General features: G+C 40.3%; 23 protein-coding genes. 9 read left to right on the top strand and 14 right to left on the bottom strand.

All coding sequences use genetic code 11. The annotated features are described in order from the left end of the window. Positions 1-6: 6 nt before the first annotated feature. Positions 7-972: a protein translocase subunit SecF gene (gene secF / locus B9G53_RS01945; RefSeq protein WP_094528639.1), complete on the bottom strand. Its 966-nt coding sequence runs from the start codon at positions 970-972 to the stop codon at positions 7-9. After that, entirely contained in the window at positions 969-2,450 is a 1,482-nt protein-coding gene (gene secD, locus B9G53_RS01940; protein ID WP_094528638.1) for a protein translocase subunit SecD, read from the bottom strand. Before secD ends, secF begins: the two co-directional genes overlap by 4 nt. Before the next feature lie 688 nt (positions 2,451-3,138). On the opposite strand from secD, the gene B9G53_RS01935 reads away from it, so the two are divergent. The 5 genes from B9G53_RS01935 to B9G53_RS01915 all read left to right on the top strand — a co-directional run bounded on the left by B9G53_RS01935 (position 3,139) and on the right by B9G53_RS01915 (position 6,052). Next, complete coding sequence (locus B9G53_RS01935) at positions 3,139-3,423, top strand: RNA-binding protein (protein ID WP_094528637.1); 285 nt, start codon at positions 3,139-3,141, stop codon at positions 3,421-3,423. A gap of 136 nt (positions 3,424-3,559) precedes the next feature. Beyond that, positions 3,560-4,342 (top strand): ABC transporter permease, encoded by a 783-nt coding sequence (locus B9G53_RS01930; protein WP_094528636.1) that lies wholly within the window; start codon positions 3,560-3,562, stop codon positions 4,340-4,342. 241 nt (positions 4,343-4,583) lie between these two features. Next, a complete protein-coding gene (locus tag B9G53_RS01925) occupies positions 4,584-5,096 on the top strand; it encodes a photosystem I assembly protein Ycf3 (RefSeq protein WP_094528635.1) in 513 nt (170 codons plus the stop codon). Positions 5,097-5,281: 185 nt separating this feature from the next. Next, entirely contained in the window at positions 5,282-5,572 is a 291-nt protein-coding gene (gatC, locus tag B9G53_RS01920) for an Asp-tRNA(Asn)/Glu-tRNA(Gln) amidotransferase subunit GatC (RefSeq protein WP_094528634.1), read from the top strand. A gap of 57 nt (positions 5,573-5,629) precedes the next feature. Next, positions 5,630-6,052: a response regulator gene (locus B9G53_RS01915; protein WP_094528633.1), complete on the top strand. Its 423-nt coding sequence runs from the start codon at positions 5,630-5,632 to the stop codon at positions 6,050-6,052. A gap of 67 nt (positions 6,053-6,119) precedes the next feature. Here the strand turns inward: B9G53_RS01915 and rpmA are convergent, their stop codons facing one another. The 3 genes from rpmA to B9G53_RS01900 all read right to left on the bottom strand — a co-directional run bounded on the left by rpmA (position 6,120) and on the right by B9G53_RS01900 (position 7,909). After that, positions 6,120-6,407 carry a 50S ribosomal protein L27 gene (gene rpmA / locus B9G53_RS01910; protein ID WP_009629204.1) on the bottom strand — a complete coding sequence of 96 codons (288 nt, stop codon included), beginning with the start codon at positions 6,405-6,407 and terminating at the stop codon, positions 6,120-6,122. Positions 6,408-6,475: 68 nt separating this feature from the next. Continuing rightward, entirely contained in the window at positions 6,476-6,805 is a 330-nt protein-coding gene (gene rplU / locus B9G53_RS01905) for a 50S ribosomal protein L21 (RefSeq protein ID WP_094528632.1), read from the bottom strand. A 261-nt stretch (positions 6,806-7,066) separates the two neighbouring features. After that, positions 7,067-7,909, bottom strand: coding sequence for an undecaprenyl-diphosphate phosphatase (locus B9G53_RS01900; protein WP_094528631.1), 843 nt, complete (start codon positions 7,907-7,909; stop codon positions 7,067-7,069). A 211-nt stretch (positions 7,910-8,120) separates the two neighbouring features. On the opposite strand from B9G53_RS01900, the gene B9G53_RS01895 reads away from it, so the two are divergent. Further along, positions 8,121-8,255, top strand: a complete 135-nt coding sequence (locus B9G53_RS01895) for a photosystem II protein Y (RefSeq protein WP_094528630.1) — start codon at positions 8,121-8,123, stop codon at positions 8,253-8,255. 151 nt (positions 8,256-8,406) lie between these two features. Further along, the gene (locus B9G53_RS01890; protein ID WP_094528629.1) at positions 8,407-9,543 is read left to right on the top strand and encodes a citrate synthase; all 1,137 of its coding nucleotides are present in this window, start codon (positions 8,407-8,409) and stop codon (positions 9,541-9,543) included. 55 nt (positions 9,544-9,598) lie between these two features. On the opposite strand, the gene B9G53_RS01885 is transcribed toward B9G53_RS01890, so the two are convergent. The 8 genes from B9G53_RS01885 to B9G53_RS01850 all read right to left on the bottom strand — a co-directional run bounded on the left by B9G53_RS01885 (position 9,599) and on the right by B9G53_RS01850 (position 13,045). Beyond that, a complete protein-coding gene (locus B9G53_RS01885) occupies positions 9,599-10,042 on the bottom strand; it encodes a DUF6036 family nucleotidyltransferase (protein ID WP_094528628.1) in 444 nt (147 codons plus the stop codon). Further along, positions 9,981-10,202, bottom strand: coding sequence for a hypothetical protein (locus B9G53_RS01880; RefSeq protein WP_094528627.1), 222 nt, complete (start codon positions 10,200-10,202; stop codon positions 9,981-9,983). Before B9G53_RS01880 ends, B9G53_RS01885 begins: the two co-directional genes overlap by 62 nt. Beyond that, a complete protein-coding gene (locus B9G53_RS01875) occupies positions 10,199-10,540 on the bottom strand; it encodes an element excision factor XisI family protein (protein WP_094528626.1) in 342 nt (113 codons plus the stop codon). Before B9G53_RS01875 ends, B9G53_RS01880 begins: the two co-directional genes overlap by 4 nt. After that, positions 10,533-10,958, bottom strand: a complete 426-nt coding sequence (locus B9G53_RS01870; RefSeq protein WP_094528625.1) for a type II toxin-antitoxin system VapC family toxin — start codon at positions 10,956-10,958, stop codon at positions 10,533-10,535. Before B9G53_RS01870 ends, B9G53_RS01875 begins: the two co-directional genes overlap by 8 nt. A 2-nt stretch (positions 10,959-10,960) precedes the next feature. Continuing rightward, positions 10,961-11,347: a hypothetical protein gene (locus B9G53_RS01865; protein ID WP_217901489.1), complete on the bottom strand. Its 387-nt coding sequence runs from the start codon at positions 11,345-11,347 to the stop codon at positions 10,961-10,963. A 30-nt stretch (positions 11,348-11,377) separates the two neighbouring features. Next, complete coding sequence (locus tag B9G53_RS01860; RefSeq protein WP_094528624.1) at positions 11,378-11,584, bottom strand: type II toxin-antitoxin system HicB family antitoxin; 207 nt, start codon at positions 11,582-11,584, stop codon at positions 11,378-11,380. Between the two features lie 70 nt (positions 11,585-11,654). Further along, on the bottom strand, positions 11,655-12,704 hold the full coding sequence (locus B9G53_RS01855; protein WP_094528623.1) for a hypothetical protein: 1,050 nt from the start codon (positions 12,702-12,704) through the stop codon (positions 11,655-11,657). Positions 12,705-12,751: 47 nt separating this feature from the next. Then, the gene (locus tag B9G53_RS01850; protein ID WP_094528622.1) at positions 12,752-13,045 is read right to left on the bottom strand and encodes a hypothetical protein; all 294 of its coding nucleotides are present in this window, start codon (positions 13,043-13,045) and stop codon (positions 12,752-12,754) included. Positions 13,046-13,355: 310 nt separating this feature from the next. On the opposite strand from B9G53_RS01850, the gene B9G53_RS01845 reads away from it, so the two are divergent. Both B9G53_RS01845 and B9G53_RS01840 read left to right on the top strand, forming a co-directional pair. Next, positions 13,356-13,928 carry a Uma2 family endonuclease gene (locus B9G53_RS01845; RefSeq protein ID WP_094528621.1) on the top strand — a complete coding sequence of 191 codons (573 nt, stop codon included), beginning with the start codon at positions 13,356-13,358 and terminating at the stop codon, positions 13,926-13,928. Positions 13,929-14,134: 206 nt separating this feature from the next. Next, complete coding sequence (locus tag B9G53_RS01840; protein WP_094528620.1) at positions 14,135-15,046, top strand: branched-chain amino acid ABC transporter permease; 912 nt, start codon at positions 14,135-14,137, stop codon at positions 15,044-15,046. Positions 15,047-15,083: 37 nt separating this feature from the next. Here the strand turns inward: B9G53_RS01840 and B9G53_RS01835 are convergent, their stop codons facing one another. Further along, positions 15,084-18,056, bottom strand: coding sequence for a response regulator (locus B9G53_RS01835; protein WP_176453052.1), 2,973 nt, complete (start codon positions 18,054-18,056; stop codon positions 15,084-15,086). Positions 18,057-18,073 lie beyond the last annotated feature (17 nt).

The raw sequence follows: 18,073 nt of genomic DNA, 5'->3' as shown, positions 1-18,073 counted from the left end.
TGTCATTTAGTTTGACTCTAGTGGCTGTTGACTAATTTTTGGAGTCTGGCGACTACGCCACCATGCTAGAAAAATACTGGCATTGAAAATGCTGGAATAAACTCCAGATAAAAATCCAATAATCAAAGCTAGAGAGAAAAATCTCAGGGTTGCCCCACCAAATAAGAAGATAGCAATCAAGGGCAACGTAGAAGTTAGGGTGGTATTCATCGATCGCCCTAAAGTTTGATTAACCGAGGCATTGACTAGATCGTTAAACTTAGTTGCACCTGCATCGATCTTCACATTTTCGCGAATGCGATCGTAAATTACGACAGTGTCATTAACTGAGAACCCACAAATAGTTAACAGAGCCACAATAAATAGGCTGTCGATTTCCACGCCTAGCGTTAACCCAAGAATCGAAAATATACCTGCGGTGACCAACACATCATGGAGCAGCGCAATGAGAGCGAAACTAGCATAATCAGATTGGAAACGAAATGTTAGGTAAATTCCAATACCCGCGAAGGAGAGAGCTAAAGCTAACAATCCATTATTCAGAGCTTGCTGACCGATCGCGGGTCCGACTTCATCAATTTGTGACTTTTTAGCATCAACTTCACCATATTGTTTCAGCGCCTCAGTCATAGATGACAGCAACTTGTCACGTTGTTCCGTTGATAGTCTTGCTGTTCGTACCGATACACCTTGAAGATCTTTGCCTTCAACCGATTGGATGACACTATTAGCAAAGCCTTTACTCTCGATCGCTTGTCGCACTACGGCAATATCTATTTTCTTCCCGCAAGTATTGGGCGCACCACAGGCTAAGCCAAGGGTAAGGCTCGAACCACCAGTAAAGTCGATTCCCAGTCTTAAAGGTGAGCCTAGCTGTTGAAAAGAAATCACCATCGCCACTAGCCCTGCCAAAATTACGGCTGAGGAAATGGAAACATAGAGGCGAGCATTCTTAATTACGTCTAATCTCATAACACCGCACCTGTAGTATTGTCGTTTTTCTTGTCGCTTGCTTTCTCTTCAGCGATCGCATCTATATCAGCATTTGTGGAGATTTTGCCAAAAGCTTTCATACCATAGTATTCAGGCTTACGGAAATTAGGATTACTAATCATTGCTAGCATTAGTGATCGGCTTAAAGTAACTGCGGTAAACATACTAGTCAGCACGCCAACACCAAGAGTTACCGCAAATCCCTTTACAAAGCCCGAACCCAGCCAAAACAAAGTCCCACAAGCAATCAAAGTGGTCACATTACTATCAAGAATGCTTGACCAAGCGCGATAAAAACCTGCTTCAACGGACTTATAAAGTGTACGTCCCGCTTTTAGTTCTTCTCTAGTTCGCTCAAAGATCAGTACGTTCGCATCTACAGCCATACCGATACTAAGGATAAAACCTGCAATACCTGGTAAGGTCAGTACCACACCCAGCAAGCTAAATGATGCAAACGTAATCACCGCATAGGTAATTAGCGCAATATCAGCAACTACACCCAAAATGCGGTAATAAACCACCATAAATACCAAAACTAGCAATAGCCCTGCAACGCCTGCATAAATACTGCTAAGAATGCTATCTGCACCTAATGTTGCCCCGACTGTGCGATTTTCCACAATTTCCACAGGCACTGGCAAGGCTCCTGCACGTAATTGCAGTGCAAGTTCATTGGCGGTATCTAAAGTGAAGTTGCCTGTAATAACTGCTCGACCACCTGTAATACCTTTACCTTGAAATTCGGGACCAACGGATGGAGAGCTAATTAATTTATCGTCTAGGAAAATTCCTAAAGCGCGACCAGTACCACCGATTTCGCTAGTGGTTTTGGCAAATAGATCACCGCCTTTATCGTCAAAGGTTAGAGCTACTTGCCAAGAATCGGGACCATTTCCTGTTGGCGCTGCAACGGCATCCTTGAGCATATTGCCCGTTAAGCCTGTGCGTTCAAAAATTCCCTTCAAGTCTTCAATACTTTTTTTATAGGCTGCTTCGTTTTCAGCGATCGCCTTTTGATCGTTAGAATTTTTCAGGATTTCACGCTGAATTGATTCCGCGCGCTGCAATTGCAATCTTACACCCAGCTCACTTTCCGTACCTTTCTTTTGCTTACGAAAATCAAGTTGAGCTGTTGTACCAATGACGCGCTCGGCTTGAGCAGGATTATTCACCCCTGGAAGTTGCACCACCAGTTGATTATTACCTGACAGCAAAATCGTTGCTTCAGAAACTCCTAAGCCGTTAATGCGCTGTTCCACCACAAACTTGGCAGTTTCCATGATGCGCGGTGTAATTTCATTAATCCCCTGTTCAGGATTAATTTTGGCTTGGAGTGTAAGCTGTGCACCACCGCGTAAATCCAAACCTAACTTCGGCGGATTGCTGATGATTAGATACACAGCCCCTATCAAAATTGCCATTACAAAGGCAAGCAGGCGACTTTGTTTACCCATATTTTTTATAACTTTTGCGATCGCTTTTTATAAAGCTAAGTAACTAGGCATAAATAATCTTAAAACCGATAATCCTGTCCCACCCGCATAGTGGGCGGGGCAGGATCTGGCTTTGGGTTTTCATTATGATTAGCTCTTATGTCAAGCTTTACTTAGAGCCAGAATGGACAGAAGACATATTTAAGACATCTGCCATCATACCCCACTGGAGTTGTGATTCTAAGAGAGGGAAAACTGTCTTGTAAAACATATATAGCTGCCACAAGCGAAAACCCAAGAAGAGGAGAGTGCCGCTCTCCTCTTCTTGGGTTTGGTTTTTAAAATACAAAATGGCGTAGCCATTTTGTGTTTTGGTATAAAAAAGCAATTGCTAGTCTAAGTAATTGCACCTATTTCTTTAGAATGAAATTTTGACCGCAGTTTTAAAAGATTGGGTTCAAAGCAATCTTCACTCATCATAAATACCGCTTCCAGCAAGAAAGTTATAAATCTTTTTAAATATTTTGAGATCTCTTTACCATTAGTTGTACAAAGCTTTGTAATACAGCCTACGCAAATTGTTGCGGGTAAAAGGTAAACTATATCAAAGCTGAAATTTAGGTTGGATTTGTGAGATCTCGGATCGAGCGAGTCTTTTCCGAAGACTGGCTAAATTATTGTATCGATCTCTTTTTGGAGCGAACTGACTGTGACTATTTACGTTGGAAATTTGTCTTATCAAGCTGCTAAGGACGACTTAACAAGCGTCTTTTCAGACTACGGCACTGTAAAGCGCGTGCAATTGCCCACCGACCAAGAAACAGGTCGGGTTCGGGGCTTCGCCTTCGTGGACATGGAGGACGATGCTCAGGAAGAAGCGGCGATCGCGGCGCTAAACGAAGCTGAATGGATGGGACGAACCCTTCGCGTTAATAAGGCTAAGCCTCGTGCTGAGCGTAGTAACGATCGCCCTAGAGGTCGTGGTTACGCCTAAGCCTAAATTAATTGCAAAAATAGCAAATTGCAAACATTGGACTTGGAGATAAAAGCAGTTTTATGAGATCGGCTTAGCCGATCTCATAAAACTGCTAGGCTCTAATCAATGTTTGTAATTTGTGTTGAAGATAATTATGGGTAAATATCTCCACGCATTAAAACTATTCTGGTCAACGGCGATCGCCGCCGAGCTCGAATATCGGATTAACTTTGCGATCGCGGCTTTGAGCAGTATTGGCAATTTGGCGGGAAGTTTGTTTGGGCTGTTTTTGTTTTATCGCACTGGTTATACTTTTGCAGGATGGCGATGGGAAGAAGCGATCGTGGTGCTGGGTATATTCACAATCTTAGAAGGGTTTTCGAGTACTTTTCTTGCGCCGAATTTAAGCAAAATTGTTGATCATGTTCAGAGTGGGACATTAGATTTTGTTCTTTTAAAACCGATTAGCAGTCAGTTCTGGCTGTCGGCAAGAGCCATATCACCTTGGGGATTTCCGAATTTAATCTTTGGTTGTGGCATCTTGCTTTACGCAGGTAACAAACTAGGATTAAGTCTGAGCAATTATCTTTTGGGCTTAATTCCGCTAACTTTTGGTTTCCTTAGTCTCTACAGTATTTGGTTCATCCTCGGCGCGACTAGCATCTGGTTTGTAAAAATTTATAACGTTACCGAAGTTTTACGCGGCTTAATGGAGGCTGGTCGATATCCGATGGCAGCCTATCCCGCTTCCTATCGCTTCTTTTTTACTTTTGTTGTACCGATCGCCTTTTTGACTACTGTTCCCTCTGAAACCCTTTTAGGACGAGGAGAACCAATGTGGATTATGGGTTCTATGTTCTTAGCGATCGGCTTACTCTTTATTTCAAATCGTTTTTGGCGCTTTGCCCTACGTTTTTACACTAGCGCATCTAGCTAGGATTAGGAGGCTCGCGAAGCGAGCCTCCTAATCAGCAATTCTCATTATGAAACCGATTTTGGTGTTTCCAGCGCCGAAGGCGCTGGAAACACCAAAATCGGTTTTTTGAAAGTCCGCCAACGGCGGACTTTCAAAAAACCGATTTTTATAATGAGAATAGCTTCCTCCTAATCTTTATGAGTTTTAATTTATCAAGCTTTTGATATGCTAATTAACACTGACTGCAAATTTATAAAGAACTATGCCTAGATCGCAACGTAATGACAACTTCGTCGATCAAACCTTTACCGTTATTGCCGACACGATTTTAAAACTCTTTCCTGCTAGTCAGAAAGAAAAAGAAGCATTTGCTTACTACCGTGATGGTATGTCGGCTCAAGGTGATGGCGAATATGCCGAAGCATTAGCTAACTATGAAGAAGCGCTCAAGCTTGAAGAAAATTCCTACGATCGCAGCTACGTGTATTACAACATGGGCTTGATTCATGCCAGCAATGGTGATCATGACAAGGCTCTAGAGTTTTATGAACAGGCGATCGACCTCAATCCGCGAATGCCCCAAGCTCTCAACAACGTAGCCGTGATTTATCACCATAAAGGCGAAAATGCTCAAGACGAAGAACAAGCCGAAGAATATTTCAACACTGCTGCTGATCATTGGGTAAGAGCGATTCGTCTTGCCCCTAACAACTATATCGAAGCCCAAAACTGGCTAAAAACTACTGGTAGAGCCGACATTAACTTATTTTTCTAGAGTTATTCCTTGTCATCCAATAGAGTGAATAAGTTAGTGATGCGCGGCTCTGCCACGCATCACTAACTTATTCACTCAGAAGACAGTCATAGAAGATTTGCATAGTTCTTTTACCAAAGTCTTAAAACAAGGGGCTTAAGCCCCTTGTTTTGATATTATTATTTGCTTAAATATATATAAAAATCATGATCGATAGAGAGCAAGTTCGTCACGTAGCCCATTTAGGACGTTTGCAATTAACTGAAGCTGAAGAAATTTCTTTTACTAAGCAACTAGATAGCATTCTGGACTATTTTCAGCAGCTAAATGAACTCGATCCCTTGCTAGAAGGAGTGGAACCAACAACTAGAGCCGTTAATACGGTCAATATTACCCGTCCTGATATATTAAAACCCTTTGAAGATCGCGAGACATTACTCAATTGCGCTCCCGATCGCGAAGAAGACTTTTTCCGCGTACCGCAGATTATGGGTTAAACAAATCTAGCGATCGCACCGACGATTTCAGACAGGAAATATTAACACCATACAACTATGGATACTTCAGGAAATCTCGACTCATCTTTATCTAGTTTCAACATATTGTTAGCCGAAGATAACCCTGTCAATCAGAAAGTTGCTAAACGGGTACTAACTCACTTAGGCTACCAAGCGGACATAGTTAATAACGGTGAAGAAGCAATTAGGGCGATCGCTGATAAATCCTACGATCTGATCTTGATGGATATTCAAATGCCTGAAATGGACGGATTAGAGGCAACTAAGTATATTCGTAAGCAGGAATCCGAACGTCAACTCCCCCCAGTGGCGATCGTGGCGATGACTGCAAATGCTACCGATGATGATCAACATCTCTGTCGTGATGCAGGGATGAGTGGCTACATTAGCAAACCAATTCAAATCGAAAAGCTCAAAAGCCTTTTGCTGCAATACGAATCCTTAAAAACACAAAAATAGAGCCTGTGCAAAGCACAGGCTCCATTTTTCTAAAAAAGTTAGCGCGTCGCGCTACTTTTTTAGGTTATTAAGCAACTTCTGCTTCTGCAACTTCTACAGCTACAGGTGCATAAACGCTAATTTTCTTGCGGGTTTTGCCAAAGCGCTCAAAAGTTACAACACCGTCAACGGTTGCGTACAATGTGTCATCGCTACCACGACCAACGTTGTTACCTGGGTGAAACTTAGTACCGCGTTGACGGACTAGGATGCTACCAGCCTTAACGACTTGACCACCGTAACGCTTTACACCGAGGCGCTTAGCATTAGAGTCACGACCGTTTCTTGTACTACCTGTACCCTTCTTATGTGCCATTTGTTTTGTATCCTCTTAATATTTAAAAGATGCACAAATAAACGGAGTAAAGCTCCGTTTATTTGTGTTTAAGCGGCTGTACCACTAAGATTGATTGCTTCAACCATAATTCTAGTCAATGGCTGACGGTGACCATTCTTTCTGCGGGTTTTCTTTTTAGGACGCATTTTGTAAACGATTACTTTTTTCGCCTTGTGATGGCGCATTACGGTAACTTCTACGCTAGCGCTATCAACGATGGGCTGACCAATGGAAATATCGCCATCCATATTGACAAACAAAACTTTATCAATGGTCAATTTACTGTCTTCTTCGGCTTCTAGTAGCTCAACGTCATAAAATCTGCCGACTTCGACGCGATATTGCTTACCGCCTGTTTCAATGATTGCGTAACTCATGGTTTTTAAGTATTCAGTAGATGCCGTACAGGTATTGGGAAATTAGTTGGAACTAGTTTTACCAATTTTCTAAATAACCCGATCCGAGCATGAAAGATCGTGCGATCTATAACTATACATGAAAGAACCAAATAAATTTTCGCACAGCGAAAATTTATTTGGTTCTTTCATGTATGAAACCGATTTTTATCAAAAGCATTGCTGAAAATTTATTTATAATTGATAAGTGACACGAAGTGTCACTTATCAATTATTTGGGTTTTATTTGAGCCAACCCACGCCTATAGCAGTGAGTAATAAAGCTCCAAAAACCAAGCGATAGCCTACAAACACCCAAGTCGTATGGGTTTGGAAAAACTTAAGCAACCATGCGATCGCTAAGTACGAAAAAATTACCGATGAGAATAGCCCGATCGCCAGTTGTCCCACACCAATATCACCAAAACCTTTTTTGACAATACTAATAAATTCGACTACTCCGCCAATCGTAATCGCAGGAATACCCAGCAAAAACGAAAATCGCGTTGCAGCAACGCGATCTAATCCCAAAAACAAACCTGCGGTTAAGGTTGAACCAGATCGCGATACCCCAGGGATAATCGCCATAGCCTGCGCTAAACCCATTAAAATCCCATCAATTACCCGCACTCTTTGAAAATGACGCTTTTCTTTGGTTTGGCGTTGTCCCAAGATTTCCGCGAGAGCCAGTAAACTCGACATCACAATTGAGGCGATCGCGATCGCTGTCAAACTCCGCAAAGGCGATTTGTCATAATCTGGGACAAAAATTTTAATCAGCAATCCGACTAGCAATATCGGGATTGTCCCTAAGGCGATCGCTACGGCTAATTTAAATTCTTGGGACTTGTAATTTTGCGATCGAACAGCCTTGATACTACCTAACGTAATATTACTGAGATCTTTCCAGAAATAGCCAACCACCGCCGCAATACTACCAAGCTGAATTACCGCATCAAAGGATATACCCGAATCTTGCCAACCAAAAATTGCAGGAACTACCTTCAGATGAGCCGTACTACTAATCGGTAGAAACTCAGTTAGTCCCTGCACGATTCCCAATATAAAAGCTTGCCAGTATTCCATAAAAATTAAAATTTAGACCAACGACATATATCACGAACTGGCAAAACCTCAAAAAAACAATTATGGTTATTGCAGCGCCGTAGGCGCTGCAATAACCATAATTGTTTTCATAATGAGAATTGCTGACACATCTACTTTTGAGGTTTCAATTTTCAGCTTTGCTGTCATAATAAAGTCTAAAAGCAATTTCTATTTAAACTGGTATAAATATATGGATTGGAGAGTATTAGTCGTATTAGGTCCTATTGTCTTAGTGGCTTTTTGGGCAGCTTTTAACCTCGGCAAAGCCGTAATCAAGGGTGAAGCTTCTCTATTTGGCAAGCAAGGCAACAACCCTTTTCAATAATTTCGGCGTAAAACCCAAATATTAAGAGAGGACGCATTGCGTCCTCTCTTAATATTTGAGGGTTATTGTTAGGTATGCACAGTCATAAGCATACATAGCGATAAAATAAGCTAAGAAATAAACAAAACTAATCTTGTAAGGTAGCTGAAATATGGCGATCGGAGAATATAAGCCTGGTTTAGAAGGGGTTCCTGCAACCCAGTCAAATATAAGTTATGTTGATGGGAAAGCAGGTTTGCTTGAATATCGAGGTATCCGCATTGAGGATCTTTGCAAGCATAGTCATTTTCTAGAAACCAGCTACTTACTAATCTTCGGTGAATTGCCAAAAGCTACGGAACTAGAAGAATTTGAGCATGATCTCACCCATAGAAGAAGAATTAAGTATCGCATTCGCGACATGATTAAGTCATTTCCCGATAATGCTCATCCGATGGATGCACTGCAAACAAGTGTTGCGGCATTAGGGATGTTCTATCCTTTGGGTAATTTCCATGATGCAGACTACATTTATCAAGCGACAGTAAGACTGCTAGCAAAAGTGCCAACGATGGTGGCGGCTTTTCATATGATGCGTCAGGGTAATGATCCTGTGATGCCCCGTGATGATTTGGACTATGCTTCTAATTTTCTCTACATGTTAAATGAGCAGGTTCCTGATCCTCTCGCAGCTCGTATTTTCGATGTGTGTCTCACTCTTCATGCCGAACATACAGTTAATGCCTCGACCTTTGCGGCGTTGGTAACTGCTTCGACGCTGACTGATCCCTATGCGGTGATGACTTCGGCGATCGGGACTTTGGCAGGGCCCTTGCATGGCGGCGCAAATGAGCAAGTAATGATGATGCTCGAAGAAATTGGCTCAGTTGATAATGTGACACCTTATCTTGAGCGCAAGATTGAGCGCAAAGAGAAGCTAATGGGCTTTGGACATCGTATTTATAAAGTCAAAGATCCTCGTGCGATCGTTTTACAGGACTTAGTACATAAAATGTTCGACGAGTTTGGTCATGATCCTTACTATGACATTGCCCTAGAACTAGAAAAGCAAGCCTTTGAGAAGCTATCTAGTAAAGGAATTCATCCGAATGTGGATTTCTATTCAGGATTGGTTTACAAAAAGCTTGGTATTCCTAGTAATTTGTTTACGACTATTTTTGCGATCGCCCGTGTCCCTGGTTGGCTAGCGCATTGGAAGGAGCAACTTTCCGATAATCGTCTTTTCCGTCCAACGCAGGTTTATACAGGGCTGCATGATGTAACTTATAAGCCGATTAGCGATCGTTAATAAATCCTAGATAGTGCGTCTCAAAAAGGCGCACTATCTAGGATTACTGTGTATTTTAGGGGAGGTTCTCAAGATCTAACAGATCCTTCAGTCTTCCACTAGCTTTTTTATTGATCTTTAAATCTTCAAGAGTTATAAGATTTACATCAATTCCATCAATTTGATCGGTCAAACGATTTTGAAAACATTTTGCAAAGTCAACGCCTGAGATAGTAGTGAGAATTTCGAGTCTTAGTGGTGGAACTCCCATCCGAATAATTTTCTCTTCCTGCATAAACAGTTCATAGGAAAGCTCTGGTACTGCGAAACCAAACTCTTGTAAAGCTTTAACGATTTGGATAGCATTACTTGGAGCAATTTTTACCCAAATATCCATATCTCCAGTTGCTCTAACAAAGCCATAGTAGCCAACTGCATATCCACCAATGAGCAAATACTCAACGTGGTGGTAATTGAGCAATCTCAAAAACTCTCTGAAGTCTTGTGGTATTTGGATCATAGCTATACATTATCTGTCGTAAATATTCCAAGGCTATTAGGCGATCGCGTGGACTTTTATGAAGCCAATAGGTTTTATCTTCTGTATCTTCTTCGGTTAGGCTTGTAACGCTAAAGACATGATGATTAAATTGAAAGCTATCAAGTTTTTTGTTACTCATTTTTGTAAACCTATAGAGTAATTATTAGATTGCCAACTGGTAACGATATCTTCTTTTTTAATACCTGCTTCGATGAGTGTATTAACTAATCCTTCCTCAAAGTTATCTTCTTCGATGATGATTTGGCGATCGCTGTTATCTTTTTCGATTAGTCGTGCATGAAATAGTACAAAGTCCATCCATTTTTGTTTGTCAAATCCTGTTGCAAGAACGACGAAGTGACCCGACTCAAGATCACAAACTGGATAAAGCTTGATCGCCTGTATGCTTGGTTGATGAATGGTTGCATCATATACTACTCTCTTGAGAATTTCTGAATAGTCTACAGGTTTAGACATTTCTCTCTCCTTGAAATAAGATCAGAAAACCTTCTTGGGTAAAGTGCTTATCGTGGGTCAAAATCTCTGTGATTTTGAGACGATCCATGATGATCATTGACATACAATCAGTAAGGCTATAGCCCTTGTCAAGACGATTGGCATAAAGATCTAGTCCCTCAATAAAGACTTCTCTGGTATGGGTTATGACTTGAATATTTTTGTTTCTGAGAATTTCTCTAGTTCTTTGAGAAACTCCTAAGCGCATTTCTGAGCCAAATTGTGCGTAGTAGTTGAGCAACTCATTGAGTACTGCGTCAGAAGTTACCAGTTTTACTCCTTTGAGTTGCTGACTGAAGTTGACAACTTGCTGATGCCATTGATCGCGCTGATTGCATAGTGCAATCCAGTAAAAAGTATCGACAAAAATTTGTTTCATATTTATGTCGATTGCTTGGGTGAACCGTACAGATAATGATCATGATTAGCGGCTCCATCGGTGGGTAAGCGATCGAGAACTTCTGGAGGGAGAGATTGAGCAAAAGTTGTAAAACTTTCCCAAATGGGAATTTCGGAGTCTATCTCTTGTGTTGATGAGTTAACTTGTGGTTCTAACAAATCTCTATTCTTAGAAATTGATAGTAAATCAAGTAACTCTTGGGCTGTTGTGTCAAGGATACGGGCAAGGGTGAAGATAGATACTTGGGGCTGAGTGTCTAAGGTAATGATGCCGCTAGGCTGTTCGCTTTGTAGCCATGCTAGAAAATGATCTGGGGTTGTGCCTAATACTTCGGCTGAGGTTTGCAAATCAAGGGTTAGTTTTGTCATAGTTTTAGAGTTTGATTGACAATTTAATTTTTAAGCAGCAACTAATTTGCTTTGAGGTTTAGGAATTGGTCTACCTAGTTCTGTTGCTGTTTGAATCCATTCTTCCATAATGATCTGGACATTGCTAAGGGCTTCAAAATAGGTTGCACCGTCAGCCATACATCCTTCTAGTTCTGGCACTTTGGCAATATAGGCTTCATCTTCTGAATTCCAATATATAAGTATTTTATAGTGCATTATCTCTTTTCCTTATTTACGCATAATTGTCTTCTATAACGAATAATATGTAATGATATACTCTCACTCTCTAGCAATGACAATAAAGAATCTTTAGGCAGAGTGTTTCTATCATATCTATAGGTAATGAATTTTCAGGAATATCATCTCCATGAGCAATTTTATCGCGAACTTTTTTAATTGATTTAAAATTTTCAATATCATTGTCATCAATATTATCCCAAATCAATATTGCACACCAATGAAAGCGTTGTGAAAGTGTTTTACTTTCTGCCTGACGTTCTAGGAAAAACTTTTCCCCCGAGATCATAACTCTATCTGGAATTTGGTTTACGCACTTAACATAGTTCCGAAAGTCAATTTTTTTAAATGCCTGATGTGTATAAATTTCAATTACAAAGAAAAAATTTAAAAACTTTTTAAGCCTATCATTTTCATTAAGAGCTGAATGCAGAAATGAGCTTACTTTATGATCTAATTTACCATAAAGATTTAGTGAATCCTGTATTTTCGTTTTTATCTCGGCTGGACTAATCATTTTGGAACTAAAGAATGTTATTGATGTTTCTATTAGGACATCACAAATATTTTCTCCTGACTTTGTTTTTCCACAGATATCAGTAAGTATTGATTTGAATCGAATGGGTTGATGGAGCAAAGACAAATGAACTGATAGAGATGAGATTATTTGAGGTGTAATCTCCGAGCTTTTCATTATCAAAGACTCCTTGGCTTCTGGAAAACAGTTCCAAGTTAAAGTCAGATTCTTATCCTTATCTTTTTTCCAATAGCCTGATTTACAAGTAAAAAACTTGTTTAAACTGACATCAAGAATTAGAAAAGGTGGCTTTGTTTTATTCTCTTCCAACCATTTATTTTCATCTTCAACCAGATCTTCTTTAAATAGATATTGATATATTTCATTTAGGCTGTTTCCAAATACAAAGGAAAACTCGGTACTCTTATAACATAAATCTGCAAAAGCATTGGATTCAGATTCTTTTATAAGAATTCCTTCAACTTGATAGACTTTAACTAAACTAAACGTAGCTTCAATTATCATTCCATTTGGGATTTCCTCAAAGCCCATATGCTTAATCGCAGCTATAGTAATTGCCATAAGAACTATATTCCTTTTTATTAATTGTTTTCTATTGTAATTCTATATTAGTGATATTTAGAATAACGACTTGGCAAAATATCTTTCCCCACGATCGCATTAATAATTGTTGACTTACCCGCTTTCATGGGAGCAGAGATCGCCATGCGGAGCTCTAAGTTTTTGACCTTAGTAATCTCATTTTCAATGCTTTTAGCGTGTTCTGCATAGCGAAGCTCTTTGCCATTTGATGACTCTAACTTTTGACTCGCATAGTTCATCAAATCTCGAACTTGAGTCAAAACATCAACCACAGATTTTTGGATTGCATGGAGATCGGGCTTTAGAGCATCATTAGACATAAATTGCCCCCTCGTATGTTGATATTTTGAGAATTATTTATGACTATAACTTGAAAATACTTAAAAATAAGAGTAAATGACAAGAATATCTGTTGATTTTAATAGCGATCGCCTAATCTCAAAGTTTATGCACCACATCAAACTTGTTACCCCGATAACGCGCAGTTTTCAAGATTTCGGAGTTAAGTAACTGTTGAACGTTTACAGACCTAGACTTTCATCAAGTTTTGAGCTAGGTCTATTTTACATTGCGGGAGATCGCGATTAGTTATAATCTTGCCAATGGTCAATTTTTAGGAGGCGATCGCATATGGTTTTAGCAGCTACAAAGCGATATACCGCATCGGAATATTTAGCCTTAGAAGAAAAAGCGGAATTTAAGAGTGAATTTATTAATGGAGAAATTATTCCTATGGCAGGTGCTTCTGCAAATCACAATATTCTGACAGGTAAGTTTCACGCTCTGCTTTTGTTAGCTTTGGAAGATCTAGAATATTCTGTCTTCATGAGCGATATGCGGCTATGGATGCCTGAATATAATCGTTATACCTATCCTGATGTGATGGTTGTTGCAGGTGAACCAGTCTTTGTTGATCAAAAACAGATGGAAGTTACCAATCCCTGTTTGATTGTGGAAATTCTATCCAACTCCACCCAAACCTATGATCATGATAGTAAATTTCGTCAATATCGCTCTATTCCTACTTTTCAGGAATATATTTTAGTTTATCAAAATGGCTATGAAGTTGATCACTACGTCAAAGAGTCAGAGGATAGATGGGTATTGATGACCCATAAGGGAGAAGAATCTGTGATTAAATTGACATCAATGAATTTAGAGATCAGGTTAAAAGATTTGTATAAGCGCGTGAAGTTTGAGTGATTTCATCCATCCAAACTACAAAATAAATTTAATAACACACTTTCCTTTAAGTCGGGGGGCATAATTAAAAACCAGAGCAAAGCCCTATGGTGAAAGCTGCGCGTTCGTCATAGGGCTTAGGGTTTTATATTTAATTGCGCCTAGCTACTTACACGAACTGGAAAACGTTACTATGAGTAACAATAAAGTTCTATTAAATTCTTTCAATGCCTGAAGTTCTGCAATCAGTCCTGCAATCAACCGTTGATGGGATTGCGGTCGGAAGTATTATTGCGCTTGCCGCAGTCGGTTTAACGCTTACCTATGGCATCCTACGCCTTGCCAATTTTGCTCATGGGGATATTCTCACCCTCGGTGCATATCTAGCTTTTCTTGCCAATACCACCCTTAACCTCAATATTTGGGTATCGATCGCCTTTGGCAGTGCTATCTCCATCGTTCTCGTCCTAATCTGCGAAAAAATCCTCTGGCAACCATTACGCGCCAAACGCGCCACCTCAACCACGATGATGATCGTCTCGATTGGTCTGGCACTGGTGATTCGTAATGTGATCGTCCTCGTGTGGGGTGCAAAACCACAGAAATACAATTTGCCAACTTTCCCTGCGATCGATGTGTTTGGTTTAGCCATCACCCGCAATAAAATGGTGGTGATTGTCGCCGCGATCGCGATCATTGCAGGGCTTTACTATTTATTGCAAAACACCAAGATTGGTAAGGCGATGCGAGCAGTTGCCGACAATCCCGAACTAGCAAAAGTAGCGGGGATCAATGTCAATGCGGTGATTATCTGGACATGGGTAATTGCAGGAGGCATGACTGCCTTTGGTGGCAGCATGTACGGACTGATTACCAATTTGCGCCCAAATATGGGCTGGTTCTTGATCTTGCCCATGTTTGCGGCAGTGATTTTGGGGGGGATTGGTAACCCCTATGGCGCGATCGCTGGAGCCTTAATTGTCGGTATTTCTCAAGAAGTTGCGACCACTTGTCCTGCGGCTTTGGGAGAATTACAGAAATACTGCATTGGTACAGAATATAAACTAGGCGTAGGTTTAGTAATTATGATTTTAGTATTGCTCTTCAAACCGCAAGGATTATTTAAAGGAACGATCTAAACATTTAAAAGCCCTGCAAAGCAGGGCTTTTAAGTGTTTACTGCACCAATTCACCTAAACAATCAATCAATTCACCGACGACAATTGGTTTACTGAGATATCCATTTGCGCCAAGGCTGATCGCTTTCTGACGATGGCGATCGCCTGTGCGCGAAGTCAGCATCACCACAGGGATCGTATACCAAAGGTCATGGGTACGAATAGTTTGGAGCAGATTAAATCCATTCACTCTTGGCATTTCCACATCAGAAATCACCATTGTCACTTTGCCTTCAACGCGATTCAGGACATCGATCGCTTCTTGCCCATCGCGACAGGCGATCACTTCAAAATCTAATTGTTTTAATACCCGCTCCAACATATTGCGAGTAGCGATCGAATCTTCGGCAATCAAAATTGTTTTGCTTGCTGTTGGAGATACCTCTTGACGAATATTTTTTTTGCCTTGATTGGAACCCTGATTAGATAATTGATTTTTGGCTTTTTGGCTATGTTTGATACTGTTCTCTTGGATCAGCACATTCAAATTATCAGGAATTAAAACAGGTACAACTTGTCCTGTACCTAAAATGGTGCAACCAGCTAGATAATTAGGAGTTACCACACTGCGATCAAAGGGTTTCAGAATTAATTGTCGCTCTTCAATAAGCGTATCGATCGCCACGGCGATCGGCAGATCATTACGATTGAGGACTAAACAAACTTTAGAATTTAATGATTCACTATTTTGATAGCTATAGGGTAGAGCTTGCTTGAGATGAATTAATGGGATAAACTTTTTCCGCCAAGCAATTTCTATGGAATTACTCGCATTAGAAACTTGAGCTTCAGCATAGGGGAAAATATCTAATACATCATTTGCAGGAATAGCGATCAGATTTTCACCAATCGCACAGATTAGTAAGGTAATCAGACTCAACCCAAGCGGCAACCGAATCGTAAAAGTTGTACCTTGACCTTGTAATGTTTCAACTTGGATATTGCCGCGCAACCGATTGATCTGCGATCGCACAATGTCTAATCCCATCCCGCGCCCAGAGATATCACTCACAATATTACGTGTAGAAAAGTGAGGCTGAAATATAAAATTGAGAATTTCCTGACGAGGGATTTTACCGATCGGGATTTCGGATGGACAAATATTTTTTTCAACTGCTTTTTTATAGACGCTATGAAGATTAATGCCATCACCATCATCTTGCAGAGAAATTACAACTTGGTTTCCAGTAATAGTTGCACTCAAAGTAAGCACAGCTACTTCTAGTTTACCTAATGATAATCTAATTTCAGGTGGTTCTACCCCATGATCAAAAGCATTGATTAATAGATGATTAAGTGGTGTTTGTAACTGCTCTAAAATAACTTGGTCAATAAGAACATCTTCGCCGCGAATGACTAATTCAACTTGTTTGTTATAGCGTTGACAGAGACGTTTCAGTTGTGGAATAAACCGACTAGCAATGGTTTTAAAAGGGACAAGTCGTGACTGCGTAAGTTGAGCATAAAGGCGATCCAAATCTTGTCGTAAGTATTCAATTTCTTCACCTAAATCTCGATAGCTAAGATCAATGTCAGAACGACTTTCTCGAACTCTGAGTAAAACTTCTTGTAGATTTTGGAGAGTACTATGAGAAGCAGAATATTGGTCAAGTTCTAATTGATCAAAATCATCATCTATGATATTTATTTCTGCTTGATTAGTTACTTGATATTCTGATTTAGCATCAGTTTGATTGACTATTGGCGTAGCGATCGCCAGTTGATCATAAACAGTTTGCACTTGTTCCTGTAACGGAATCATCTGCAACACCAGAGCCTGTAAGTTTTTATTGGTTTGCCCTAATTGTTGCTGTTGTCGCAGTAACCGCTCATGACGCAAAATCATTTCTGCGACTGTGTTGGTCATACTCTCAATTTGCGAGGAGGGAATCCGCAAATAGGAAATTGCTTCGGTAGAGGTAGCCGAGATCGCTGACCCTTCAGTTCCAGTTTGAGGCGTGGCGATCGCTTTTGCTTCTAATGGTAAAGAAATTGGCTGAGGTGCTAATTCTGAGACTGGTTCTGAGGCTTGCTCTATAGATAGTGGTTCTGGATATAGATATTGCAGACGTTGCGATCGCAAGCTACTGATCACGACTTGCACTTCGGACAAGAGACTGGCGATCGCTGGTTCTTGCTGAAGATGCGCTTCAAATGGTTCCACAATCTTAACAAGCCAATCCAGTCTCAAGGTATCGCCAAGGAGAAGACATTCTTCACAAAAATATTGTAGCTCCTCTCTAATTGTCGTTTCGGATAAGGTAGAACTAGATAATAATTGAGTTTCTACTTGCTGAATACAGGATTCCAAATCTTTTTCTAAAGAAGATATAACAATAGAACTAATCGTTGGCTTGGGATTATTTATATTGTTATTTATATCTTCATTTGGAATATTGAGATTATTCGTAACTGATTTATTGTGAGATGCGGCAATTTGAGATGTGACTTGCAATAAACTTTGAGGTTTATTTATTAGGTTTTTAGAAGGTAAGTTTTCAGATTCTCCATAGTTACTTTCCAGAATCCTTAATGGTTCTTTTTGCTGATCCGTAACGATCGCTAATAACGCATCTAACCTCTGTAAAAGTTCTCGATCAATCTGAATATCAACTAAAGTATTAGCAGGTAAGCTACTCGCCTGAGCCAGTACTGCCGCCACTTCATCAACACCATTACTCAAAACCTCAGCAATCGTGGTGCGATCGCAAAATTCGTGATGTTGCAAAATCTCCAACATATCTTCTAATTTATGGGCAAGTTCACTAAGACTACTCAATTCCGCGATCGCTGAGCCGCCTTTGAGAGAATGCGCCGCGTGCATCAAGAAAATATAGTTAGGTTGTCCCGCTTGGATTTGGGCTAGCCCTTTCTGGAAATTTGCTAAATAGACAGGTGCATCCTCGTTGAGAAAGCATTGACGAGTTTCAATCGCAATCTCATGTAAAACCTCTGGATTTAAAGTTCTCATTGGCATAATATTGCAAG

The organism is Pseudanabaena sp. SR411 (assembly GCF_002251945.1).
In the GTDB taxonomy this organism is placed as follows: domain Bacteria; phylum Cyanobacteriota; class Cyanobacteriia; order Pseudanabaenales; family Pseudanabaenaceae; genus Pseudanabaena.
Note: the sequence above shows the minus strand (reverse complement) of the source record. Positions and strands in the feature narration are given on the sequence as shown.